A 22,042-nucleotide genomic window follows, 5' to 3' on the forward strand; every position below is an offset into this window, starting at 1 on the left:
GCGTCAGCCCGGACGTGCGCGACGAGCAGCAACCCGGGCACTGACTTGCGACCTTTCGGCTCGTCGCGCACGTCGCTGACGAGGAAGATGTGTGGGACACCATTCGTTCGCATCAACTTGGTTGATATATGTCAATATGGTTGACATGGACGGGCCACTCGAGGATCAACCGCTGGGCTTCCTGCTGTCCCGGGTGGCCAACGCGCTGCGCGGCGAGGTCACCGCGACGGTGTTGGAGCCGTTGGGGCTGGCGTTCCCCCAGTACCTGTGCATGCGGATGCTCTCGCATCGCCCCGGGCGGTCCAACGCCGAACTGGCCCGCAATCTCAACGTCTCACCGCAGGCGATGAACATGGTGCTGCGCGGCCTGGAGCAGCGTGGTCTGGTCGTCCGGCCCACCCGAGTGTCGTCGGGCCGCTCACTGCCCGCAGAACTCACCCGCGAGGGCCGGGAGTTGTTGAACCGCACCGACGCCGGGGTTCGCGCGGCCGAGCGCAAGCTGATGACGAACCTCACCGAACGGCAGCGGCGGGAGTTCACGCAGATTCTTGCCGCACTGGGTACCGATTGAGATCTGTCAGACTACGGCCATGACCGGCCCATCCGCGCGATCCACCACCGCCGAGGCAGCGCTGCGATGAAGATCGTGCTCGCACCGGATTCGTTCAAGGAGTCGATGACGGCGACCCAGGCGGTGACCGCGATGCGCGCCGGGGTGCGGGAGGCGCTGCCCGATGCCGAATGCGTCGGTGTCCCGATGGCCGACGGCGGCGAGGGCACCGTCGACGCCGTCGTCGACGCGATGCACGGCCACCACGTCGAGGTCGAGGTCGACGACGCCATGGGGCGACCGACCACGGCGCGGTTCGGCCTGGTTCCGCTGCGCCAGTTGGCCGTCATCGAGATCGCTGCGGCCGCGGGGCTGGAGTTGATTCCTGCCGACGAGCGAGACGTGCTGCGCGCCAGTACCTTCGGAGTCGGACAACTCATCCGGGCCGCGCTGGATCGCGGAGCCGAAGAATTGCTTGTCGGGCTGGGCGGGTCGGCGACCAACGACGGCGGCGCGGGCCTGCTCACCGCCCTGGGCGCGGTGTTCACCGACGCCGACGGGAACCCGCTGGAACCGGGCGGTGCCGCGCTGCGAGACCTGGCCCGCATCGACCTGTCGGGGCTGGATCCCAGGCTGCGCGATACCCGCATCCGGGTGGCCTCCGATGTCACCGCGCCGCTGCTCGGACCGACGGGCGCCAGCGCGGTGTTCGGCCCTCAGAAGGGGGCCGACGCCGCCGACGTGGAGTTGCTCGACGCGGCGCTGTCGCGGCTGGTCACGGTGACAATGGCGACGCTGGGCAACGCCGCGCCACACCGCGCCGGGGCGGGCGCCGCGGGCGGCGTCGGCTTCGCACTGGCCGAATTCCTCGGCGCCACAATCAGACCCGGTGTCGAGGAGATCGCCGAAACAGTCGGTCTCGAGCATGAACTGCGCAGCGCCGACTGGGTGTTCACCGGCGAGGGCAGCGTCGACGCGCAAACCCTCATGGGTAAGACGCCATTCGGGGTTGCGCAACTGGCGGCGAAGACCGGCACCCGGGTGGTCATCTTCGCGGGTCTGGTCCGCCCGGACGCCTCGGTCCTGCTCGAACACGGGGTGGACCGTCTGGTCGCGATCACCGCCGAGGGCACCCCACTGGAGCAGGCGTTGCGCGAGGGCACCGAGTCGCTGACCCGCGCGACCGCAGCCGTGTGCCGCGACATCGCGGGCTGATCAGGTCGCACCGGAAGCCAGCCGTCCCCCGTCGACAACCATTACGTCACCGGTGATCCATGCCGACGCGTCGCTGGCAAGAAAAAGCGCCGCCGGGGCGATGTCCTCCGGCAACCCGTTGCGGCGCATCGGCGTGCGCCCGGCGATATCGTCGCCCTTGGTTCTGATGATCGACTCGGCCATCCGCGTCTCGACGAGCCCGGGAGCGATGGCGTTGACGCGCACCGCCGGGCCGAGTTCGACCGCCAGATGCTTGGTCATCTGGATCAGCGCGGCCTTGCTGTTGTCGTACACGCCCATCACCCCGTGGGTCTTGTAGCCCCCGATCGAAGCGATGTTGATGACACTGCCGCCGTTGTCCGCCATCCATGCGCGCCAGGCCTGCTGCGTCAGGAACAACGGGCCACGCAGGTTCACCTGGAAGGTGCGATCCCAGGCTGCGGGCTCGACACCCATCCACGGCCCGACGTACGGGCAGGTGGCAGCGTTGTTCACCAGGACGTCGAGCCTGCCCCATCGGTCGATCACTTCGTCGACCAGCTCGGCGGTGTCGTCGATGTTGCCCGCGTTGGCGGCCATGGCCGCCACTTCTCCGGCCAAAGCCGCTGCAGCCGAGGCGATATCGTCTTCTTTGCGGCTGGACAGCATCACCTTGGCACCGGCGTCGGCGAAAGCTCTCGCGATGGCCAGACCGATGCCTCTCGATGCACCGGTCACCAGGGCCACCTTGCCGTCCAGCCGGATCTCCACGTCGACGCCCTTCGTAGTTTATTATCTAAATGATTTTAACTATATTACATTCAGGAGGGCGGCCGCTGTGTCGGAACTCGACGTCAGGCCGATCCTGGCGCGGCTTGGCCGGGTGGGGATCTGGACCCGGCAACTGGACGCGGCGCCCGCCCGACGCGCCGGGCAACTCGCCGGTGAGATCGAGGCGTTGGGCTATTCCGCGCTGTGGATTCCGGAGGCCATCGAACGCGAGGTGATGACGCACGCCAGCATGCTGCTGGCAGCCACCTCGCGCCTGACGGTCGGCACCGGTGTCGCGATCACACCCGCCAGAGATGCCCGCGCGGCCGCCCTCGCCCAACGGCTCCTCGCCGAACAATTCCCGCAGCGATTCCTGCTGGGACTCGGGGTCAGCCACCCCGCCGTGGTCACCGTTCTTCGCCGCGGCGACGGCCGCTACGGCGATCCGATCGAGGTGATGGGCGCCTACCTCGACGACATCGACGACGTGCTCAACACGGGCCATCCGACCACGCCGGCACACCGTCCGCCACGAATACTGGCCGCGCTGGGGCCCCGGATGACCGCGCTGGCTCGCGACCGCGCTGACGGCGCCCACAGCTACCTCGCACCGGTCTCGCATACGGCGTGGGCGCGGCAGACCCTGGGCGCCGACAAGATGTTGGTGGTCTGTGTGCGCGCCGTGCTGCACAACGACGTCCGCCACGCGCAGGCCGTCGCACGGGAATCGCTGCTCAAGCCGACCCGAAATCCGGCCTACCGCAACAATCTCGCTCGCGCCGGGTTCGCCGGCGACGACTTCGACCCCACCGCCAGCGAGCGCCTCGTCGATGCGCTCGTCGCCTATCCGGACGTCGAAACGGTCGCCGGGCGGGTCACCGAACACCTCAACGCGGGCGCTGACCACGTCTGCGTCGAGTTCCTCACCGGCGACGACGTCAACGTGCCTCTCGACCAGTGGCGGTCCTTCGCCGCTCACCGGCCGGTGTAGTCGGCGGGCCGCTTCTCGGTGAACGCCCGGATCGCCTCCGCGGCGTCCTCGGTCGCCAACGCCAGGATCTGGGTGCGGTTCTCCACCGCGATCGCCGCCTCGAAACTGTTGTCGACGTTCTCGCGCAGCACGGCTTTGGTCTGGCGCACAGAGAACGGGCTGTGCATGCAGATCTCGGCGGCGACAGCCAGCGCGGCATCGACCGCCTCACCGTCGGGTACGACGTCGGCGACCAGGCCCAGACGCTCGGCGGCGTCACTGCTGATCGGCCGGCCGGTGAGCATGTACTCGGCAGCCTTCGACGCGCCGATCAGCCTGGGCAGGTGGTAGCTGATCCCGCACTCCCCCGCCGACAGACCCAGCCTGACCGCGGCGATGTGAAACACCGCCGACTGCGCGGCGACGCGGACGTCGGCGGCCAGCGCGATGCCCATGCCGGCGCCGGCCGCCGCGCCGTTGACGGCCGCGATCACCGGTTGGCGAAGCATGCGGATGGTGCGTGGCATCGCTGCGAAGAGTTCCTGCCCGTCGAAGCGCTGAGGTATCGACTTCGGTTGCGGCGGTTGGGCACCCCCGTTGGCCACGGTGGCCCCGATGTCCATGCCGGCGCAGAACGCCCGACCGGCGCCGGTGATGACGACGACGCTACATGTCGGGTCCTCGGACAGCGAGGCCAATGTCGCCAGCAACTCCTCGATGGTGGCGTGAGTGATGGCATTGAGTTTCGCGGGCCGGTTCAAGGTGACCAGCGCGACGCCCGGGTTCGGCCAGTCCAACAGCACGTCGGAACCCTCGTCACGGGCGAGCGCGGCGTCTACCGGCGTGCTCATCGGTGCGTGACCGGGTAGCGCACATGAAGTTCGTTCAACGTGTGGGTGCCCGCCGGATAGGTGATGTGAGAGTCGTTTCCGGGCGCGGGTTCGAACTCCGGGATGCGGTCCAGCCACTCGGTGATGAGCAGTTTCAACTCCATCCGCGCCAGATGAGAGCCCAGACAGCGGTGCGGACCGCTGCCGTACCCCCAGTGCCTGCGTGTCGATCCGTCGATGATCAACTCGTCGCCGCCGTCCTCGCGGTTGCTCGCCGCCAGGCACAGCCGCACCGGGCTGCCCGCCGGGATCGTCACGTCGCCGATCGTGACATCGGCCGTGGTCTCGCGCGGCACCGTCGGCACCGGGGGTTCGAGCCGGACGATCTCCTCGATGAACTCTCGGATCTTCTCTTCGTCACCCCGGATCTGGTGGCGCAGCTGCTGATTGCAGGCCAATTCGTACATGGCGAATCCGATCGCGGCGGTGACGGTGTCCAGCCCGGCAACCACGAACAGAAAGGTCAACCCGATCGCTTCGGTGTCGTCGAGCGCATCATGGCCGGTCAGCAGTTGCGAGATCACGTCGTCGCCGGGGGTAGCGCGACGCTCGCTGATCACCTCGGTCAGAAACGCCGCCATCTCCATCGCGGGCGTGAGATCCAGCCCCTCGGTGGTCGGGCGCTCCGCCAGCGCGATGACGGCGTTCTTCCACTCGATCATCCGATCGCGTTCGGAGAGCGGAAGACCGAAGAATGTCAGGAAAACCTGCGACGGATACGGGATCGCCAGATCGTCGACGATGTTGCAACCGCCCCTGGCGGCGAGGTCGCCGATGATGTCGCTCGCCTGGCGTTCAAGCGCCGGCAGCATGTCCCCGAGGATGGCTGGGCTGAAGAACGGCTGCAGGATTTTGCGGTACCGGGTGTGCTCGGGCGGATCGAACGCGATCGGTACCAGCGGCAGCGGACTTCCCATGTTGTCGAAGGCCCTTTTCGACGAGAACACCTGCGGGTTGCGCAGCGCGGCCAGCACGTCGTCGCGACGGGTGAGGTAGTAGAAGTCGTCTTCGGCGTAGACCACCGGGCCGGCCTCGCGAAGCATCCGCCAACCCAGGGTGCGGTTGGCCACCACCGGTAGTTCGCGAAGCGTGATACGCGGCGCTCCAACCGAATTAACGTCAGTGCTCATTGAAACTCCTCTCCGGCGCCCCGCTGAGCGGGCCTCAGGTCAGCGCGTCGTCGGCGAACGGCGCCATCAGGCGCTCGATGGATGCGCCGGCGGTACTCGATGCCAGTTGGGCGAAGTCGACGATGGGGTTGGCGTGCCTGTCCCACCGGACGGCGGCCAAAAAGATTCGATGCTCGTCGTCGGCCAGCAGCGTGTCGTAGAGCCGGTCGAAGTAGTAGTCGTAGTCGCTGTAGGGCAGTCCGACGTTGAACGCTTCGCCTACCGCACAGGATAATTCGCATGCGTAGGCGATCATCAGGTGAAGGCACAGTTGTTCGGCCAGACAGGTCGGCACCGGTCGTCGTCCCGCCCGCAGTCCTGCGGTGAACCTCTCGAAGGCACTGGCCAAGACGTGCAAGAAGACGGGCTGCGCGCAGTTCGGCGTCTGCACACGGGTGTGGGCTTCGAGCGTGACGCCGGCGATGATCAGCATGTTGGCGGTGCGCGGGGTGAGGTCTGGGACCTCGCAGTGGGTGCAGCCGTGTTCGGCACAGAACGCGCAGTCCACGCAGTCGTTGGCGCAGTCGCAGCAACTCGGACACGGCTGATCGGTCAGTGCACCGGGTGGCGCGCACGCCGCGGTGGGGAAGGAAAGCACCCCGTCTCGGTCGGCGGACTGCTGGTCGAACAGGAGATGGCTGGGGCTCGCGACGCGACTGTGCAACGGTTCCTCCGACGGCCGACAACGGTGCTGGCGCCATCGTGGGCGGTCATCACGTCCCGGTGCGTCGGGATTACTACGTACGCACTACGTATTTCCGCGGAATTTCGCCGCCGCCGGTATCCCTACCGCGCACCCGACTGCTGCTCGTGCAGCCAGGTGGCGATCTGCGTCCGCGAGCGAAACCCGCACTTGGTCAGGATCCGCTCGACGTGGGTCTCGGCCGTACGCTGAGAAATCACCAAAGAGTTGGCGATGTCCCTGTTCGACAGCCCACGCGCGACGAGTTCGGCGACTTCGTGTTCGCGGCGCGTCAGCGGCGAGCTTGCCGTGGCGGTGCCGGTGCGTGCGACCGGTTTGTCGTTCAACGCCAGGGCGACGGCTTCCTCGCGGGACAGCGTGCGGCCGTGATTGTGCAGGCGGCGATACGCGGCGGGTCCGATCGATTCGAGCAGATGATCGACCGAGCGGTCGTGCGAGGTCGATATCGCGGCGATCTGTTCGGGCTTCGCACCGGATTTCTCCCACAGCGCACTGCAGGCCCCCAGCAGCACCGCGGCGCGTCGGGGTTCCTGGCCGGCGAGCACCCAGGCGAGGCCTTCCAGGCACGAAACCACGCCGATGATGTCGACCAGTCCCTGCTTGGTGCGCAGGCTGTCGCGGATGGTCCGTAATGCCGGATCAGTTTCTCCTGCGAGCCATTGCAGGACCCCGGCGTTCCACAGCGAGTAGGACCGGAACCAGGTGTCGCCGGTGCGCTCGGTGATCTGCAGGCACTCGCGGTGGACGGTGAGCGCCTCCTCGGTACGGCCCGCGGCGCCGTGTGCCATCTGCGCGATCATCATGCAGGTCAGTTGCGCAGTGAGGGCACCGGCGGGTTCGAACACCGCCATCGCCCGCTCGCTGTACTCGACGGCGTCGTCCCACTCTGCGCAGTAGAGCGCCCGCATCGCCGACGCTTGATCGAGGTACGCCGTGCTCTCCGGCGACAGGTTCTGCGCAAGGCCGCGGCCCCGCTCGAGGTATTCGGTGCTGGTGACCAGGTCCCCCTGCGTCATCGCGAGGCGGGCCACGGTACACAGCGCGCGGCACAGGGCCACCTCGCTGATCTCGCTCGCCGACGCCAGGAACAGGTCAAGCCAATGCCTGCCCTCGCCGACGGCTCCCGCGGTCAGCCACTGCAGGCTCAGCCCCGTCGCGGCCTGCAGGCCGGCTTCGGCCCTGCCGGTATCGGCGAGGCAGAACTGCAGCGCGGCTTGAAGATTCGGATGGTTGCGATTCAGTCTGGCGATCCAGTGGGCCTGATGCTCGGTGCCCCACTGATCTTCGGATCGGCTCGCCATGGCCAGGAAGTACTCGCAGTGGCGACGTCGGAACTCGTCGAGCGCACCGGACTCCCGCAGCTTCTCCTTGCCGAAGTCGCGGATCACCTCCAGCATCCGGTAGCTCATCTGTTCGCCGGACGGCTCGCAGGTCAGCACCGACTTGTTGACAAGCGACAGCAGCAATTCGACGACCGCCTGGTCCGATGCGGCCCCTTCGTCCACGGCCGCCACGGCCGCCACCGCTTCGACCTCGATTGCGCCGGAGAAGACCGAGATCTGCGCCCACAACGCCTGCTCGGCGGGTGTGCACAGCTCGTAGCTCCATTCCACGCAGTCGCGCAGCGTCCGCTGACGTTCGGGGGCACCCCGGTTTCCGCTGTTGAGTAGCTGGAACCGGCCCGAAACCTGGTCGAGCAGTTGGGGCGGGCTCAGCCCGCGCAGTCGCACCGCCGCGAGTTCCAACGCGAGCGGAATGCCGTCGAGGCGACGGCAGATCTCGGCGATCGCGCCCTTGTCGGCCTCGTCGAGTTCGAGGTCCGGACGGGCCATCCGCGCGCGATCGAGAAACAGGGTGATGCCGTCGTAGACGTCGTCGACTTCTGGGAACGGCGTATCGGCGTCTGGGACCGGCATCGGGGCGATCGGCAGGATCGCCTCGCCCATGACGCCAAGCGGTTCACGACTGGTGGCCAACACATGCAACTGCGCGCAACTCTGCAGCAGGCGCGCGCACAGTTCGGCGCACCGGCCGAGCAGATGCTCGCAGTTGTCCATGATCAACAGCACCGCGCGGTCGGCGAGGAATTCGACGACCGCGTCGGTCGTCCGGCCCGAGGCTTGGGTGCCCAACCCGAACGTGGTGGCCAGCCGGTCGGGAAGCAGCACCGGGTCCGACAGGGTCGCCAGGTCGACGAACCAGACGCCGTCGCGGAAGGCGCGGTGCAGGTCGACGCTGCACTTCACGGCCAGACGCGTCTTGCCCACCCCGCCGAACCCGGTGATCGTCACCAGCCGCGACACGGAGAGCAGACGGCGCACCTCGGCGCGCTCACGGCGGCGGCCGACAAACCGGGTGATGTCGGTGCCGTACCCGTCGACCGAACCCCGCGTCTGCGCCGGTGACATGAGTCACATCATAAGGTCGCGCCGCGCCGTGCGCCGAGACCGCCCGCGCCGCGGTCCCGGCGGTACCGACCGCAGTGCCGTCCGGCATCTGTCCTATTCGTTTATATTATTTGCGGTCTGCTCGTCCCGGCACGGTCAAAGGAGAGTGATGGTCACAGAGACCGGCTCGACGATTATCCGGGTCCCCAAGGCCGGTGAAATCGTGGCGGCGCAATTGCGCAAGGAGATCCTGACCGGTCAGCTCCGGGCCGGCGACATGCTCCCGTCTGAGCGTGAGTTGATACAGCGGTTCGGAGTCTCGCGACCGACCCTGCGCGAGGCGTACCTGATCCTGCAGTCCGAGCAGATGATCGAGGTGCGACGCGGAGCGCGCGGCGGTGCCAGGGTGACGGTGCCCGAAGCGGGTTCGGTCAGCATGGCGACCGGACGGCTACTGCAGTACCGCGGCGCCACGGTGGGTGATGTACACAGCCTCAGAACGGTTTTGGAATGCACCACGGTGGAATCGCTGGCCAGGAACCGAAGCGCCGAAGACCTGGAACGGCTGGCCGCCGCGGTGGCCGACGGCGAGCGATTTCACCGCTTGCTCGCCGAACTGGCGGGTAATCCGACGGTGCAGCTGTTCCTGGAGATGACGCAGTCGATCGCCGAGCGGCACAACGAGATCACCGGCAGCCTGCACCGCCCCGACCGTGCCTACCTGCAGCGCGCGGCACGCTCGGCACAGCGCGCCCACACCAAGCTCATCGAGTTGATCCGGCAGAAGTCGGCCGACAAGGCCGTCGCCCTGTGGAAGCGCCACCTCGCTTCGGCGGCCGAGGGCCAACAACCCGGCGGGCCAGACGTACCGCTGGACATGCTCGGCTGACGGTTCAGGCCCCGATCCGCGGCCAGGGCCGCGCCTGTTCGAGTTCGTAGGCCAGTTCCAGCAGCCGGCCCTCGTGGCCGAGCGGCGCCGCGAACATCATGCCGACCGGCAGCCCGGACGCGGATTGGGTGAGCGGCAACGAGATTGCCGGCTCGCCGGTGGCGTTCTGCAACGGGGTGAACGCCACCCATTCGACGAGCCGGTCGATGATCTGCTGATAGTCGGCGGTCGGATCGAAATGGCCGATTTGTGGCGTCACGTCGGCCAGCGTCGGTGTCAGGACCACGTCGTAGGTGTTGGTCAGTCGCGAGGTGATCCGGCGGGTGCGGGCCAGTCGCGCAATGGCCATCGGCAGCCGGTGCAGGTTGCGGCCCGCGAACCGTTCGAGGCCGCGAGTGAGGTTGTCCAACCGCGTGCGGTCGAAACTGGGGCCGAAGGTGCGTCGCCCGCCGCGTACGAGCGCGAACGCCAAGAACGACCAGTACAACAGGAAGTCGTTCATGAACTGCTGCGGCACCGGATTGTCGATCTGGGTGACCCGGTGGCCGAGTTCCTCCAGCAGCGCCGCGGTCTTGAGCGTGAGTTCGCGGACCTCCGGGCTGGCCTCCCGGGAGATCGACTGGGTACAGACCGCGATCCGCAGCCGCTGCTTGCCGGGGTCGGTGATGTCACCGATGGGCGGAAGCTTGGGATTGCGGTGCACCCGCTCCATCTCCCGGTAGAAGGCTGCGGTGTCGCGCACGGATCGGGTGACCACACCGTTCGCGACGATACGCAGCGGCATCTGTCGCATGTCCTTGTCGAGGGGCAGCCGGCCGCGCGACGGTTTGAGCCCGACCAACCCGTTGCAGGAAGCGGGAATTCGGATCGAGCCGCCGCCGTCGTTGGCGTGCGCGATCGGCACCACACCCGCGGCGACGAACGCCCCCGACCCCGATGACGACGCCCCCGCGGTGTGCTCGGGGTTCCACGGGTTGCGCACCGGCCCGATCCGGGGATGCTCGGCCGCCGCGCTGAAGCCGAACTCCGACATCTGCGTTTTGCCGAGGGCCACCAGGCCGGTCGCCAGATAGGCGCGGGCGAAGTCGCCGTCGGCGCCCTCCGGCTTCGGATCCCATGCGTCGGTGCCGCTCATCGTCGGCATGCCAGCGACCGCGACATTGTCCTTCAGAAACGACGGCACCCCGTCGAAGTAGCCGCCGTACCGACGCGACGCGCCCGCGCGCACCTTGGCCCGGTCGAACGCGTCATAGGCCAGACCGTTGACGGCCGGGTCGACGGATTCGGCGCGCGCGATCGCGGCCTCGATCAACTCGGGAGCGCTGACCTTTCCGGCCTGCAACGCCTCGACCAGTCCGACAGCATCAAGATCGCCGAGGGCGTCGTCCCCGAAGGCATGGATGTGCGTCATGCCGCGACGGTACCAGCTGGTACCGTCCGTTCGAGGCGCCTGCGGTCAGGCTTGGCCGACCTCGAAGCGCGCGAACCGGGTGACGGTCACGCCTGCCTCGTCGAGCAGGGCCTTGACGGTCTTCTTGTTGTCCGACACCGACGGCTGGTCGAGCAGTACGACGTCCTTGTAGAAGCCGGTCACGCGGCCCTCGACGATCTTGGGCAGCGCCTGCTCGGGCTTGCCCTCGTTGCGGGCGGTCTCCTCGGCGATGCGGCGCTCGTTGGCCACCACGTCCTCGGGCACGTCCTCACGCGTGAGGTACTTGGCCTTCAGCGCGGCGATCTGCAGGGCGACCGCGTGGGCGGCCTCCGTCGCGGCGTCGCCGGTGCCCTCGTACTCCACCAGCACGCCGACGGCCGGCGGCAGATCCGCGGCACGCTTGTGCAGGTAGGTCTCGACATTGCCGTCGAAGTAGGTGACGCGACGCAGTTCGAGCTTCTCGCCGATCTTGGCGCTCAGGTCGGCGATGAGTTGCTCGACGGTCGTGTCACCCACCTTGGCGGCCTTCAGGGCGTCGACATCGGTGGCCTTGGCCGCCGCGGCTGCCGCCACGATCTGGTCGGCGGCCTGCTGGAACTCGGCGTTCTTCGCGACGAAGTCGGTCTCGGAGTTGAGCTCGATCATCGCGCCGTCCTTGGCCGCGACCAGGCCCTCGGCCGTCGCACGCTCGGCGCGCTTGCCGACGTCCTTGGCGCCCTTGATGCGCAACAATTCGACGGCCTTGTCGAAATCACCGCCGGCCTCCACGAGCGCATTCTTCGAGTCGAGCATGCCGGCGCCGGTGAGCTCACGTAGCCGCTTCACATCGGCAGCGGTGTAATTCGCCATTTGTGTCTTTTCCTAGGGGTTGGTCGGGGGCGTGGGTTCGGTCTGAACCTCTGCCTCGGGGGTGCCGGGCTTCGCAGTCGCCGCGGCGCTGGCCAGCAGTTCCTGCTCCCACTCGGGCAGCGGCTCGGCAGCGTCGGCATCGGGCTTGTCGCCGTCGCGGCCCGCACCGGCGCGCGCCTGCAGACCTTCGGCGACGGCCGACGCGATGACCTTGGTCAGCAGCGCCGCCGAGCGGATCGCGTCGTCGTTGCCCGGAATCGGGTAGTCGACCAGATCGGGATCGCAGTTGGTGTCGAGGATCGCGATGACCGGGATGTTCAGCTTGCGCGCCTCGCCGACGGCGATGTGTTCCTTGTTGGTGTCGACCACCCAGACCGCCGAGGGCACCTTGGCCATGTCACGGATACCGCCGAGGCTGCGCTCGAGCTTGTTCTTCTCGCGCGTGAGCATCAGGATTTCCTTCTTGGTGCGACCCTCGAAGCCACCGGTCTGCTCCATGGCCTCGAGCTCCTTGAGCCGCTGGAGCCGCTTGTGCACGGTCTGGAAGTTCGTGAGCATGCCGCCGAGCCAGCGCTGGTTCACATACGGCATGCCGACGCGGGTGGCCTCCTCAGCGATGGCCTCCTGGGCCTGCTTCTTGGTGCCGACGAACAGGATCGTGCCACCGTGGGCGACGGTCTCCTTGACGAACTCGTAGGCCTTGTCGATGTAGGTCAGCGTCTGCTGCAGATCGATGATGTAGATGCCATTGCGGTCGGTGAAGATGAACCGCTTCATCTTGGGGTTCCAGCGCCGGGTCTGATGCCCGAAGTGGGTGCCGCTGTCAAGCAGCTGCTTCATGGTTACAACAGCCATGTTCGGCTATGTCCTTTTTTGTCGGTTGCCGCCCGACGTCGGGTGACGCCGAGCCCTGGTGCCTGCTCCGATGCCAGACCCGCCCCGGGAAACCCGAGTCGGGACCGACGGCATCTGGATTTCGATGCAGACACGCGAAGTCAGCCCGCGGAGGCGAGCTGCGGTTAGCAGTTTACACGCTGTTCGGGGGTGCTTTTTCCACAGCGACCAGCTGATCCACAGATTACCGCCGGCACCTGGCGCCGCGGCCTGCCCCGCTGCTGAGCTCGACGGGTGCGGCGGATCAGGGCGGTTCGGTGGGCCGGAATGCTGACTGTGCTGGTCGTGCTGGCCGTGTCCGCCTCAGCGGCCCCGGCCCACGCCGATGACGCCCGACTGGACTGGCCGCTGCGGCCGCGGCCCGCCATGGTGCGGGCGTTCGACGCACCGTCACCGAACTGGCACCGCGGCCATCGCGGCGTCGACCTGGCCGCGGCCCCGGGCCAGCAGGTGCACGCCGCGGGCCCGGGCACCGTGGTGTTCGCCGCTGAACTGGCCGGCAGACCGTTGGTCTCGGTCGCACATCCCGGTGGGCTGCGCACCAGCTATGAGCCGGTGCTCGCGTCGGTGCGGGCCGGCCAGCGGGTGGCGGCCGGGACGGTGCTGGGCCGGCTGGAGGCGGGCCATCGCGGTTGTCCGGCCCCGGCATGCCTGCACTGGGGTGCCATGTGGGGCCCGGCCTCGCGCGCGGATTACGTCGACCCGCTCGGCCTGCTGGCGTCCACCCCGATCCGTCTCAAGTAGCGATTTCGGCGTGCGTGGTCGCGCTGAACGCGACCGACCACGCCCAAATCGCATGGGTTCAGGCGCGGGGGTGGGCCTGATCATGCACGGCGCGCAGGCGGGCCACCGTCACATGGGTGTAGAGCTGGGTCGTCGCGAGCGTGGAATGACCGAGCAGTTCCTGTACGACGCGCAGGTCGGCCCCGCCCTCGAGCAGATGGGTGGCGGCGCTGTGCCGCAGCCCGTGGGGCCCGATGTCGGGCGCGTCCTCGACGGCCGCCACGGTCTGGTGCACGACGGTGCGCGCCTGCCGCGGGTCCAGCCGCCGGCCGCGGGCGCCCAGCAGCAGCGCCGGACCCGACTCGGAGGTGGCCAGCGCGGGCCGCCCGTCGCGCAGCCACGACGTCAACGCGGCCTCGGCGGGCACGCCGAACGGGACGGTGCGCTGCTTGTCGCCCTTACCCAGCACCCGCACCAGCCGTCGCGAGGTGTCGACGTCGTCGATGTCCAGCCCGCACAACTCGCTGACCCGGATGCCGGTGGCGTACAGCAGCTCGACGACGAGCTGGTCACGCAACGCCAACGGATCACCCTGCTGCGCACCGGATTTCAACGCCGCCATGGCATTCAGCGCCTGATCCTGGCGCAGCACCGCAGGCAACGTGCGACGGGCCTTGGGCACCTGCAGCCGCGTGCACGGGTCGGTGGCGATCAGCCCGCGACGCACCGCCCACGCGGTGAACGTCTTGGCCGCCGAGGTGCGCCGCGCCAATGTCGTACGCGCAGCGCCCGCTTCGGCCTGCGCGGCCAGCCATGCGCGCAGCACCGGCAACGTCAACTGGGCGGGCCCCGCGTCGGGCGCGCGCTCGGCGAGAAACGCGAACAGCGATCGCAGGTCGCCCAGATACGCCCGACGGGTGTGGTCGGAGCGGCCGCGTTCGAGCGCGAGGAACTGGTCGAACTCCTCGAGGATGGCCTCCACGGCTCTACGGTGGCAGACCCTGGCGGAAAGTTCAGCTGACGCGCCGAAGCGCCGCGGGCGTCAGATCCTTGAGCGTCGGATAGCCGTCGACCGCCATGATCAGATCGGCCTCGGCCAGCAGCGTGCGCAGCACGTGCACGACGCCGTCCTCGCCGCCGATCGCCAATCCGTAGGCGTAGGGTCTGCCGATTCCGACGGCGGTGGCGCCAAGCGCCAGCGCCTTGACGATGTCGGCGCCACTGCGGATTCCGGAGTCGAACAGCACCGGTAAACCGTCGGCGGCCTCGACCACCCCCGGTAGACAGTCGATCGCGGGCAGGCCGCCGTTGGCCTGGCGCCCGCCGTGGTTGGAGCAGTAGATGCCGTCGACGCCACCGTCTTTCGCGCGCCGGGCGTCGTCCGGGTGACAGATGCCCTTGACGATCAGCGGAAGCTCGGTCAGCGACCGCAACCACGGTAGGTCATCCCACGTCAATGGATTGCCGAAGGTCGAAACCCAGTGCAGCACCGTGGCTTGCGGGTTCTCCTCGGGAGGTTGTTGCAGTGCGGCCCGAAACACCGGATCGCTGGTGTAGTTCGCCAGGCAATGGCCACGCAACTGCGGGAAGTTCGACGTCGCCAGGTCACGCGGTCGCCATCCGGGGACCCAGGTGTCCAGGGTGACGATGATGCCCTGGTAGCCGGCCGCCTCGGCGCGCTGCACCAGGCTGGCCGCCAGGTCGCGGTCGGTCGGCGTGTACAACTGGAAAAATCCTGGCGTGTCCCCGAATTCGGCGGCGATGTCTTCGAGCGGGTCCTCGGTCAGCGTCGAGACCACCATCGGCACCCCGGTGCGCGCCGCCGCGCGGGCGGTGACCAGATCGCCGTGGCCGTCCTGCGCGCATAGGCCGATCACCCCGATCGGCGCCATGAACACCGGCGAGGGCAGCGTCACACCGAACATCTCCACCGACAGGTCGCGCTCGCGTTGGGCGTTGAACATCCGCGGCATCAGCCCCCACCCGTCGAAGGCGGTGCGGTTGACCTGCTGGGTGCGTTCGTCGCCGGCGCCGCCTGCGACATAGGACCACACCGAGGGCGGCATCGCGGCCTGCGCCTTGGCCTCCCAGTCCGCGTACGCCATCGGCAGTGACGGCACGACGCCGGACAGCCCCTGAAGGTAGATCTCGATCTGGTAGTCGCCGAATGCCATGGGCCATAGCCTGCCAGTCAGGCGTTGGCTTGGGCCTCCTGTTCGGCGAGTTCGCGCTTCCATTGCCGGAAGGTCTCCTCGGTGCGCCCGCGCCGCCAGTAGCCCGAGATCGACGCCCATTTCGCGTCCACACCGCGTTCCTTGCGAATGTAGGGCCGCAGATTGTGCATCACGGCCTGGGCCTCGCCGTGGATGAAGACCTGCACCTGCCCGGGAAGCCACGGGCAGCCCTTCACCGCCGCGATCAGCGGGGCGTGGTCACCTGCCTGGTCCTCGGGCACCAGGTCGGCGCGGCCGCCGCGATAGATCCACGTCACCTCGACGCCCGGCGGCGCCGCCAGGTCGATTTCGTCCTCGGGTCCGGCAACCTCGATGAACACCTTCCCGATTGCGTTGTCGGGCAAGGCTTCCAGTGTCGCGCCGATCGCGGGGACAGCCGTCTCGTCGCCTGCGAGCAGATGCCAGTCCGCCGCCGGGTCGGGCGCGTAGGCACCGCTGGGACCCATCACGTAGGCCGGCTGGCCGGGCTGTGCCGCGATCGCCCACGGACCCGCCACGCCGTGATCGCCGTGCACGACGAAATCGATTGCGATCTCGCGGCGCTCACGGTCGACGCGTCGCACCGTGTAGGTGCGCACGGCCGGGCGCTGCTCGACGGGCAGCACGTTGAAGCTGTCCTGGGTCAGCGGTTGCGGTAGCGCATCGACGTCGACGCCGGGGTCGACGAACACGATCTTGACGTAGGCGTCGGTGAACGCGTTGGGGGTGAAGGTGTCGAACCCCGAACCCCCCAGCACGACGCGGATGAGGTGCGGCGTCAGTTCCTCGGTACGCACCACGTCGAAGGTGTGTATCGGACGTCCAGCCACATCTCCTCCTACTCGGTCATGTGCCGCCGACTATACGAGCGCCGCGACACCGGCGGTTTCCTACCGACGCCTGTTCAGCTTCCACCGGCCACCCAGATGTACCACCAGACCAGCGACTTCTAACATCGCCAGCGGGCCCAGCACCGCAGTGGGCGGCAAGCCCGCCGACACCGCGATCTCGTCGACGCTGCGCGCGCCGCGGGCGGGCAGCGCGTCATATACCCGCTTGTCGGTATCGGCCAGGCCGTCGAGGGGCGTGGCCGGGCGCGGCTCGTCGGGGGCGAGTTCACCGGGCCTGCCCACCAGTTCGATGACCTCCTCCGCGCGGGTGACCAGGTGCGCACCGTTGCGCAACAGCGCGTGACAGCCCACCGACACCGAGGATGTGATCGGGCCGGGCACCGCGCACACCGGCCTGCCCAACGCGCCCGCCCATGCCGCGGTGTTCGCCGCGCCGCTGCGCGCTCCCGCCTCCACCACCACCGTGGCCCCGGCCAGCGCGGCCACCAACCGGTTGCGCGTGAGAAACCGGTGCCGCGCCGGGCGCACCCCCGGCGGGTACTCGGTCACCAGCAGTCCGTCCTCGGCGATCCGGCGCAACAGCGCCGCGTGGCCCGCCGGATACATGACGTCGATGCCGCCGGCGAGCACCGCGACGGTCAGGCCCTCGGCCGCCAGCGCGGCCCGGTGCGCGGCCCCGTCGATGCCGAACGCGCCGCCCGACACCACCACGGCGTCCCTGGCCACCAGGCCCGCGGCGACGTCCGCCGCAACGTACTCGCCGTAGGCGGAGGCTGCCCTGGTGCCGACGACGGCCGCGGCGCGGTAGCTGACCTCGTCGAGGCGTCCGGGCCCCAGCGCCCACAGCACCATCGGTTCGCGGGCCTGGGGCCGCAGCCGTCCGTCCACCCCGGAGAACGAACGCAACGCCAGCAACGGCCACTCGTCATCGTCCGGGGTGACCAGCCGTCCACCCAGCCGCGCCAACATGTCCAAATCCTCTGCTGCGCAATCGATGCCGCGGCGTGCCTCGACCAGCGCGTCGATGTCGTCACCGGCATGACCGCGCCGCACCCGGTCGGCGGCCTCCCCCGCGCCCACCCGTCGCACCAGGGCATGTAGTTGCGGACACGGCGGTTCGGCCACCCGGGACAGATACGCCCACGCTTGTGCGATCTCGTCGGTCATCGCGCACCGCCGCCCTGCCGGAAACTCAACGCCGTCGACATGTCCTGCACGTCTGGGCAGGTCCGGCCCGCGAGGTCGCCGAGCGTCCAGGCCACCCGCATCGTGCGGTCAGCGCCGCGGACGCTGATCAGCCCGCGGTCGAGCGCGGTGGACAGCGGCGCCATGACCTTGTTGGGCAGCCGGAACTCCTTGCGCAGCAGGGCCCCGCTCACTTCGGCGTTGGTGTGCACGCCGTAGGACCGCCACCGCTGCGCCGCGGCCGCACGTGCGGCAGCCACCCGGCCCCGCACCAGCGCGGTGGACTCACCCTCCTGCGCAACGAACATGCCGGTGCGCTCGGAGTGCATCTCGACACGCAGATCGACCCGGTCCAGCAGGGGCCCCGACAACTTGCCCAGGTAGCGGCGCCTGACATGTCCTGGACAGATGCAGTCACGCGGGTCTGCAGGCGCGCACGGACACGGATTGGCCGCCATCACCAACTGGAACCGCGCCGGATAACACGCCACACCATCGCGGCGAGCCAGCCGAATCTGGCCGTCTTCCAACGGGGTACGCAGCGCCTCCATCACACTGACACCGATCTCGGCGCACTCGTCGAGAAACAGCACACCGCGATGCGCACGGCTGACCGCGCCCGGCCGGGCCAGCCCCGAACCACCTCCGACCATCGCGGCCACGCTGGAGGTGTGGTGCGGCGCCACGAACGGCGGTCTGGTGATCAGCGGTGTGCGGTCCGACAGCATCCCGACCACCGAGTGGATCGCGGTGACCTCCAGTGCCTCGTCTTCGGTCAACGACGGCAACAGTCCCGGAAGGCGCTGGGCCAACATGGTTTTACCGACGCCCGGTGGGCCGGTCAGCATCAGGTGGTGTGCACCCGCGGCGGCCACCTCGACGGCGTAGCGGGCGTGGGTCTGGCCCACCACGTCGGCCAGGTCCGGCGCTGGCTCGGCGGCGGTGTAGGGGCTCTCGACGCGCTCCTCGAGGCGGCCCTTGCCACCCACCCAGGACGTCAGCTGCCGCAACGTGCGCACTCCCCACACCTCGATGCCGTCCACCAGGCCGGCCTCGGCGAGGTTGGCGACCGGCACCACCACGGTGGGCCAGCCGTCGCGCTTGGCCGCCAGTACCGCGGGCAGCACTCCTTGGACGGGTCGCACCCGCCCGTCCAGGGCCAACTCGCCGAGCAGCAGCGTCTTCTCCAGCCGCGGCCAGTCCTTCTTGCCGTGCGCCGAGAGCACCGCCAGCGCCAGGGCCAAGTCGTAGACCGAGCCCATCTTCGGCAGCGTGGCGGGCGACAGGGCCAGCGTCAGCCGCGATTGCGGCCAGTCGTATCCGCAGTTGGTGATCGCCGCGCGCACCCGGTCGCGCGACTCCTGCAACGCCGCGTCGGGCAGGCCGACCAGATGCACTCCGGGCAGACCGGAGGTGATGTCCGCCTCGATCTCGACGATGTGGCCGTCGAGCCCGCGAACGGCCACCGAGAAGGCTCGTCCCAGCGCCATCAGCCCGCCCCCTGCAGATGACTGATCTCGGGCTCGCGCCGACGGCCGATACGCACCCCGACGACGTCGATGCGCACCTGCGACCATCGGTGGTCCTGGCCGGCCAGCCACAACGCCGCCAGCCGCCGCAGCCGGCGCACCTTGTCCGGGGTCACCGCCTCGGCGAGACCACCGAACTGATCGCCGGTGCGTGTCTTCACTTCGACGAACACCACCGCGCGGCCGGTGTCGTCGGCGGCGATCATGTCAAGCTCGCCGTAGCGACACCGCCAGTTGCGGTCCAGCACCCGCAGCCCGATCGACTGCAGATGCTCGACCGCCAATTGTTCGCCCAGGGCGCCGATCTCGGCGCGAGTCAACGAAGTCATGGCCACACCGTGCCGCGCGGCGCCGACAAAACACGGGCATCCGATGCGGTCAGCGCCGAGTTATCCCCAACCGCGAACTCATCCACACCGCGAGGCGGTGTCAGCCCCCGGTGCCGTACAGCCGCGCGACATCGGGGCTGTCCAGCCAGCCCGAGTAGGTGGGCCGCGACGGCCAACCCGGCGGGGAGTCCTGCCACTGCTCCTGGCGGCCGTACGGGAGGACGTCGACGAGCGCGAACGTGTAGCTGAACTGCTCGGTGCCGCGCCCGTTGGTGTGCCAGGTGCGATAGACGGTGTCGCCGTCGCGCAGGAACACGTTCACGCCGAACCCCTCACCCGGGGCGGCGTCGACGTCGGCGCCGAACGAACTCTGCGACGAGGAGTACCACTCCATCGTGTTGCCGACCTTGTCGCGGTAGGCCAACGCCTCCTCGATAGGGCCGTTGGTGACGATGACGAAGCGGGCGTCGTAGTTGTCCAGGAAGTCAAGCCGGGTGTACTGAGACGTCAGGCTCGTACAGCCGCCGCACTGCCACTGCGCGCCGTCGCTCCACATGTGGTTGTAGACGATCAGCTGCGAACGCCCGGCGAAGACGTCGACGAGGCGGACCGGCCCGTCCGCCCCGATCAGCGTGTATTCGGGCATCTGCACCATCGGCAGCCGGCGGCGCGCGGCCGCGATGGCGTCGAGTTCTCTGGTCGCGGCCTTCTCATGGCGACGCAACTTCGCCAGCTCCGCTTGCCACGTCGCAAGGTCGACCACCGCGGGCTTGCCCCGTGTGGTGGTGGGCTCGCTGGTCATGGCTTCTCCCTTCGCGGTGCGAATCTCTTGACGATGTCGACTCGCGCGATGGTCGAAACTCATCGGCCGCGGTGCTCGCCCGACCGAGCCCGCGGCTACGACGGCGGGCTGGTGGACAACGCCTGGTAGAGCGCGGCGATCTGCATCGGCTGGATCGTCGTGTTGCAGTTGCGCTGCAGATCGATCAGCGGTGCGGCGATGCCCCGAAGCTCCTGATATTCCATCGGCCGGGCGACGAAGTAGTCGCGGACCGACTGCTCGGCGCCCGCGCCCTGCGCGCCCGCCCGGGTCAACACGTCGTTGGCCTCCGGATGCGCATCGAGCCAGCCCCCCGCCGCGGCCAGCACACCGCTGGCGGTGTGGGAGAAGGAACTCGCCGTGCAGCCCGGCTGGGCCACTGCCGACGGCGCCCCGACGGCGGCCGCGACGGCGGCCCCGCCGAGCGCACACGCGGCCCACGCGGCCATCGCGCCGGTCAATCCTCGACGCCGGATATCAGCTGTGTTCATGTCGGTCGTCCTCGGTGTCGTAGTCCGGATGGTTACTCCAGATGGTGTTGCCGCAATTACCCACGCGGTTTCAAGATCAACCCTCGCTCGGCGACACCGCCGCCGCCCCGGTCACCGCCGGGCAGAGTATGTTCAATTAGGTAACCCTCAGCTAATGCGCCTGGTTGGCGCGGGAAAGGACCCGTGATGCGACCCCGTTGGAGCCGGATCGCAGCAGTCTTCTCAGCACTTGCCATGGTGGCGACGGCGACCGCCTGTTCTTCCGATCAGGACAGCGACGAACTTCTCGTCTACAACGCCCAGCACGAGTCGCTGACCAAGGAGTGGATCGAGGAGTTCACCGAGGAAACCGGCATCAAGGTGACCTACCGCCAGGGCGGCGACACCGAACTGGGCAATCAGCTCATCGCCGAAGGTGAGGCCTCGCCCGCCGACGTGTTCCTCACCGAGAACTCGCCGGCGATGGCGGCCGTCGAGGAAGCGGGCCTGTTCGCCGACCTCGACGCGGACACCCTCGACCAGGTTCCCGCCCAGTACCGGCCCCCGACGGGCAAGTGGACCGGGGCGGCCGCGCGCAGCACCGTGTTCGTCTACAACCCCGACCGGCTGACCCCTGAGCAACTGCCGAAGTCGCTGCTGGATCTGCAGGCACCGGAGTGGAAGGACCGCTGGGGCGCCCCGCCTGCCAAGGCCGACTTCCAGGCCATCGTCGCCGCGCTGCTGCAGTTGACCGGCGAGGAGGAGACCGCGCGCTGGCTGACGGCGATGAAGGAGAACGCCGTGCTCTACAACGACAACATCGCCACCCTCAAGGCGGTCAACGCCGGCGAGGTCGACGGCGGCGTGATCTACCACTACTACTGGTACCGCGATCAGGCCAAGACCAAGGAGATGAGCGGTAATACGGCGCTGCACTACTTCAAGAACGAAGACCCCGGCGCCTTCGTCAGCCTGTCCGGGGCGGGGGTGCTGGCCTCCAGCGACAAGCAGGACCAGGCTCAGCAGTTCGTCCGATTCATCACGGGCAAGAAGGGCCAGGAAGTGCTGGAGACCGGCACGTCGTTCGAGTATCCGGTGGCCAGCGGCGTGCCCGCCAATCCCGCCCTGCCCGCGCTCGACACGCTGCAGGCACCGGCCGTCGATCCGTCGACCCTGGACGCGCAGAAGGTGACGGAACTGATGACGAACGCGGGCCTGTTGTAG

General features: G+C 68.7%; 21 protein-coding genes and 1 pseudogene. 6 read left to right on the top strand and 16 right to left on the bottom strand.

Annotation, left to right across the window (positions count from 1 at the left end; translation table 11 throughout):
• Positions 1 to 136: 136 nt before the first annotated feature.
• Positions 137 to 571 carry a MarR family winged helix-turn-helix transcriptional regulator gene (locus tag ABQE89_RS13090; RefSeq protein ID WP_448417100.1) on the top strand — a complete coding sequence of 145 codons (435 nt, stop codon included), beginning with the start codon at positions 137 to 139 and terminating at the stop codon, positions 569 to 571.
• Between the two features lie 66 nt (positions 572 to 637).
• The gene (locus ABQE89_RS13095; protein ID WP_448417102.1) at positions 638 to 1,765 is read left to right on the top strand and encodes a glycerate kinase; all 1,128 of its coding nucleotides are present in this window, start codon (positions 638 to 640) and stop codon (positions 1,763 to 1,765) included.
• Here ABQE89_RS13095 and ABQE89_RS13100 read toward each other — a convergent pair whose 3' ends face one another.
• Positions 1,766 to 2,515, bottom strand: a complete 750-nt coding sequence (locus ABQE89_RS13100) for an SDR family oxidoreductase (protein ID WP_448417104.1) — start codon at positions 2,513 to 2,515, stop codon at positions 1,766 to 1,768.
• 67 nt (positions 2,516 to 2,582) lie between these two features.
• Here ABQE89_RS13100 and ABQE89_RS13105 point away from each other — a divergent pair, with 67 nt between their 5' ends.
• A complete protein-coding gene (locus ABQE89_RS13105) occupies positions 2,583 to 3,506 on the top strand; it encodes a TIGR03620 family F420-dependent LLM class oxidoreductase (protein WP_448417106.1) in 924 nt (307 codons plus the stop codon).
• Here ABQE89_RS13105 and ABQE89_RS13110 read toward each other — a convergent pair.
• The 4 genes from ABQE89_RS13110 to ABQE89_RS13125 all read right to left on the bottom strand — a co-directional run bounded on the left by ABQE89_RS13110 (position 3,491) and on the right by ABQE89_RS13125 (position 8,655).
• Positions 3,491 to 4,336 carry an enoyl-CoA hydratase/isomerase family protein gene (locus ABQE89_RS13110; RefSeq protein WP_448417108.1) on the bottom strand — a complete coding sequence of 282 codons (846 nt, stop codon included), beginning with the start codon at positions 4,334 to 4,336 and terminating at the stop codon, positions 3,491 to 3,493. The two genes, ABQE89_RS13105 and ABQE89_RS13110, sit on opposite strands and share 16 nt — an antisense overlap.
• Positions 4,333 to 5,505 carry a cytochrome P450 gene (locus ABQE89_RS13115; RefSeq protein WP_448417110.1) on the bottom strand — a complete coding sequence of 391 codons (1,173 nt, stop codon included), beginning with the start codon at positions 5,503 to 5,505 and terminating at the stop codon, positions 4,333 to 4,335. The genes ABQE89_RS13110 and ABQE89_RS13115 overlap by 4 nt, the downstream gene beginning before the upstream one ends.
• 34 nt (positions 5,506 to 5,539) lie before the next feature.
• Positions 5,540 to 6,208, bottom strand: coding sequence for a hypothetical protein (locus tag ABQE89_RS13120; protein WP_448417112.1), 669 nt, complete (start codon positions 6,206 to 6,208; stop codon positions 5,540 to 5,542).
• Positions 6,209 to 6,330: 122 nt separating this feature from the next.
• Entirely contained in the window at positions 6,331 to 8,655 is a 2,325-nt protein-coding gene (locus ABQE89_RS13125) for an ATP-binding protein (protein WP_448417114.1), read from the bottom strand.
• Positions 8,656 to 8,803: 148 nt separating this feature from the next.
• Between ABQE89_RS13125 and ABQE89_RS13130 the strand changes: the two genes are divergently transcribed.
• Positions 8,804 to 9,523 (top strand): FadR/GntR family transcriptional regulator, encoded by a 720-nt coding sequence (locus tag ABQE89_RS13130; protein ID WP_448417116.1) that lies wholly within the window; start codon positions 8,804 to 8,806, stop codon positions 9,521 to 9,523.
• Between the two features lie 4 nt (positions 9,524 to 9,527).
• Here ABQE89_RS13130 and ABQE89_RS13135 read toward each other — a convergent pair whose 3' ends face one another.
• Genes ABQE89_RS13135 through rpsB form a run of 3 tightly spaced genes read right to left on the bottom strand, consistent with a single transcriptional unit; the run spans position 9,528 to position 12,659 of the window.
• Positions 9,528 to 10,934, bottom strand: a complete 1,407-nt coding sequence (locus ABQE89_RS13135) for an amidase (RefSeq protein ID WP_448417118.1) — start codon at positions 10,932 to 10,934, stop codon at positions 9,528 to 9,530.
• A gap of 45 nt (positions 10,935 to 10,979) precedes the next feature.
• Positions 10,980 to 11,804, bottom strand: a complete 825-nt coding sequence (tsf, locus tag ABQE89_RS13140; protein WP_448417120.1) for a translation elongation factor Ts — start codon at positions 11,802 to 11,804, stop codon at positions 10,980 to 10,982.
• Between the two features lie 12 nt (positions 11,805 to 11,816).
• Positions 11,817 to 12,659 (bottom strand): 30S ribosomal protein S2, encoded by an 843-nt coding sequence (rpsB, locus tag ABQE89_RS13145; RefSeq protein WP_448417122.1) that lies wholly within the window; start codon positions 12,657 to 12,659, stop codon positions 11,817 to 11,819.
• Between the two features lie 342 nt (positions 12,660 to 13,001).
• Between rpsB and ABQE89_RS13150 the strand changes: the two are divergent.
• Positions 13,002 to 13,439: pseudogene (locus ABQE89_RS13150) on the top strand (M23 family metallopeptidase); the annotation flags it as partial.
• Positions 13,440 to 13,500: 61 nt separating this feature from the next.
• Here ABQE89_RS13150 and ABQE89_RS13155 read toward each other — a convergent pair.
• The 8 genes from ABQE89_RS13155 to ABQE89_RS13190 form a co-directional block, all read right to left on the bottom strand.
• Positions 13,501 to 14,403, bottom strand: a complete 903-nt coding sequence (locus ABQE89_RS13155) for a tyrosine recombinase XerC (protein WP_448417124.1) — start codon at positions 14,401 to 14,403, stop codon at positions 13,501 to 13,503.
• 31 nt (positions 14,404 to 14,434) lie between these two features.
• Positions 14,435 to 15,595: a lactate 2-monooxygenase gene (locus ABQE89_RS13160; protein WP_448417126.1), complete on the bottom strand. Its 1,161-nt coding sequence runs from the start codon at positions 15,593 to 15,595 to the stop codon at positions 14,435 to 14,437.
• Positions 15,596 to 15,612: 17 nt separating this feature from the next.
• Positions 15,613 to 16,464: a siderophore-interacting protein gene (locus ABQE89_RS13165; protein ID WP_448417128.1), complete on the bottom strand. Its 852-nt coding sequence runs from the start codon at positions 16,462 to 16,464 to the stop codon at positions 15,613 to 15,615.
• A 60-nt stretch (positions 16,465 to 16,524) separates the two neighbouring features.
• Complete coding sequence (dprA, locus tag ABQE89_RS13170) at positions 16,525 to 17,652, bottom strand: DNA-processing protein DprA (protein ID WP_448417130.1); 1,128 nt, start codon at positions 17,650 to 17,652, stop codon at positions 16,525 to 16,527.
• Positions 17,649 to 19,160: a YifB family Mg chelatase-like AAA ATPase gene (locus ABQE89_RS13175; RefSeq protein ID WP_448417132.1), complete on the bottom strand. Its 1,512-nt coding sequence runs from the start codon at positions 19,158 to 19,160 to the stop codon at positions 17,649 to 17,651. Before ABQE89_RS13175 ends, dprA begins: the two co-directional genes overlap by 4 nt.
• Positions 19,160 to 19,528, bottom strand: a complete 369-nt coding sequence (locus ABQE89_RS13180) for a YraN family protein (RefSeq protein ID WP_448417134.1) — start codon at positions 19,526 to 19,528, stop codon at positions 19,160 to 19,162. Before ABQE89_RS13180 ends, ABQE89_RS13175 begins: the two co-directional genes overlap by 1 nt.
• A gap of 100 nt (positions 19,529 to 19,628) precedes the next feature.
• Positions 19,629 to 20,330 carry a DUF899 domain-containing protein gene (locus ABQE89_RS13185; RefSeq protein ID WP_448417136.1) on the bottom strand — a complete coding sequence of 234 codons (702 nt, stop codon included), beginning with the start codon at positions 20,328 to 20,330 and terminating at the stop codon, positions 19,629 to 19,631.
• A gap of 95 nt (positions 20,331 to 20,425) precedes the next feature.
• Positions 20,426 to 20,839: a hemophore-related protein gene (locus ABQE89_RS13190; RefSeq protein WP_448417138.1), complete on the bottom strand. Its 414-nt coding sequence runs from the start codon at positions 20,837 to 20,839 to the stop codon at positions 20,426 to 20,428.
• Between the two features lie 186 nt (positions 20,840 to 21,025).
• On the opposite strand from ABQE89_RS13190, the gene ABQE89_RS13195 reads away from it, so the two are divergent.
• Positions 21,026 to 22,042 carry an iron ABC transporter substrate-binding protein gene (locus ABQE89_RS13195; RefSeq protein ID WP_448417140.1) on the top strand — a complete coding sequence of 339 codons (1,017 nt, stop codon included), beginning with the start codon at positions 21,026 to 21,028 and terminating at the stop codon, positions 22,040 to 22,042.

It is taken from the genome of Mycolicibacterium sp. XJ1819, from assembly GCF_053483675.1.

Bases quoted from the DNA above. Each gene is read 5' to 3' on its own strand.
- ABQE89_RS13090 (WP_448417100.1), top strand. From the start codon at position 137: ATGGTTGACATGGACGGGCCACTCGAGGATCAACCGCTGGGCTTCCTG.
- ABQE89_RS13110 (WP_448417108.1), bottom strand. From the start codon at position 4,336: ATGAGCACGCCGGTAGACGCCGCGCTCGCCCGTGACGAGGGTTCCGAC.
- ABQE89_RS13160 (WP_448417126.1), bottom strand. From the start codon at position 15,595: ATGGCATTCGGCGACTACCAGATCGAGATCTACCTTCAGGGGCTGTCC.
- ABQE89_RS13175 (WP_448417132.1), bottom strand. From the start codon at position 19,160: ATGGCGCTGGGACGAGCCTTCTCGGTGGCCGTTCGCGGGCTCGACGGC.
- ABQE89_RS13180 (WP_448417134.1), bottom strand. From the start codon at position 19,528: ATGACTTCGTTGACTCGCGCCGAGATCGGCGCCCTGGGCGAACAATTG.
- ABQE89_RS13125 (WP_448417114.1), bottom strand. From the start codon at position 8,655: ATGTCACCGGCGCAGACGCGGGGTTCGGTCGACGGGTACGGCACCGAC.
- ABQE89_RS13095 (WP_448417102.1), top strand. From the start codon at position 638: ATGAAGATCGTGCTCGCACCGGATTCGTTCAAGGAGTCGATGACGGCG.
- ABQE89_RS13130 (WP_448417116.1), top strand. From the start codon at position 8,804: ATGGTCACAGAGACCGGCTCGACGATTATCCGGGTCCCCAAGGCCGGT.
- ABQE89_RS13115 (WP_448417110.1), bottom strand. From the start codon at position 5,505: ATGAGCACTGACGTTAATTCGGTTGGAGCGCCGCGTATCACGCTTCGC.
- ABQE89_RS13195 (WP_448417140.1), top strand. From the start codon at position 21,026: ATGCGACCCCGTTGGAGCCGGATCGCAGCAGTCTTCTCAGCACTTGCC.
- ABQE89_RS13190 (WP_448417138.1), bottom strand. From the start codon at position 20,839: ATGAACACAGCTGATATCCGGCGTCGAGGATTGACCGGCGCGATGGCC.
- ABQE89_RS13135 (WP_448417118.1), bottom strand. From the start codon at position 10,934: ATGACGCACATCCATGCCTTCGGGGACGACGCCCTCGGCGATCTTGAT.
- tsf (WP_448417120.1), bottom strand. From the start codon at position 11,804: ATGGCGAATTACACCGCTGCCGATGTGAAGCGGCTACGTGAGCTCACC.
- dprA (WP_448417130.1), bottom strand. From the start codon at position 17,652: ATGACCGACGAGATCGCACAAGCGTGGGCGTATCTGTCCCGGGTGGCC.
- ABQE89_RS13185 (WP_448417136.1), bottom strand. From the start codon at position 20,330: ATGACCAGCGAGCCCACCACCACACGGGGCAAGCCCGCGGTGGTCGAC.
- rpsB (WP_448417122.1), bottom strand. From the start codon at position 12,659: ATGGCTGTTGTAACCATGAAGCAGCTGCTTGACAGCGGCACCCACTTC.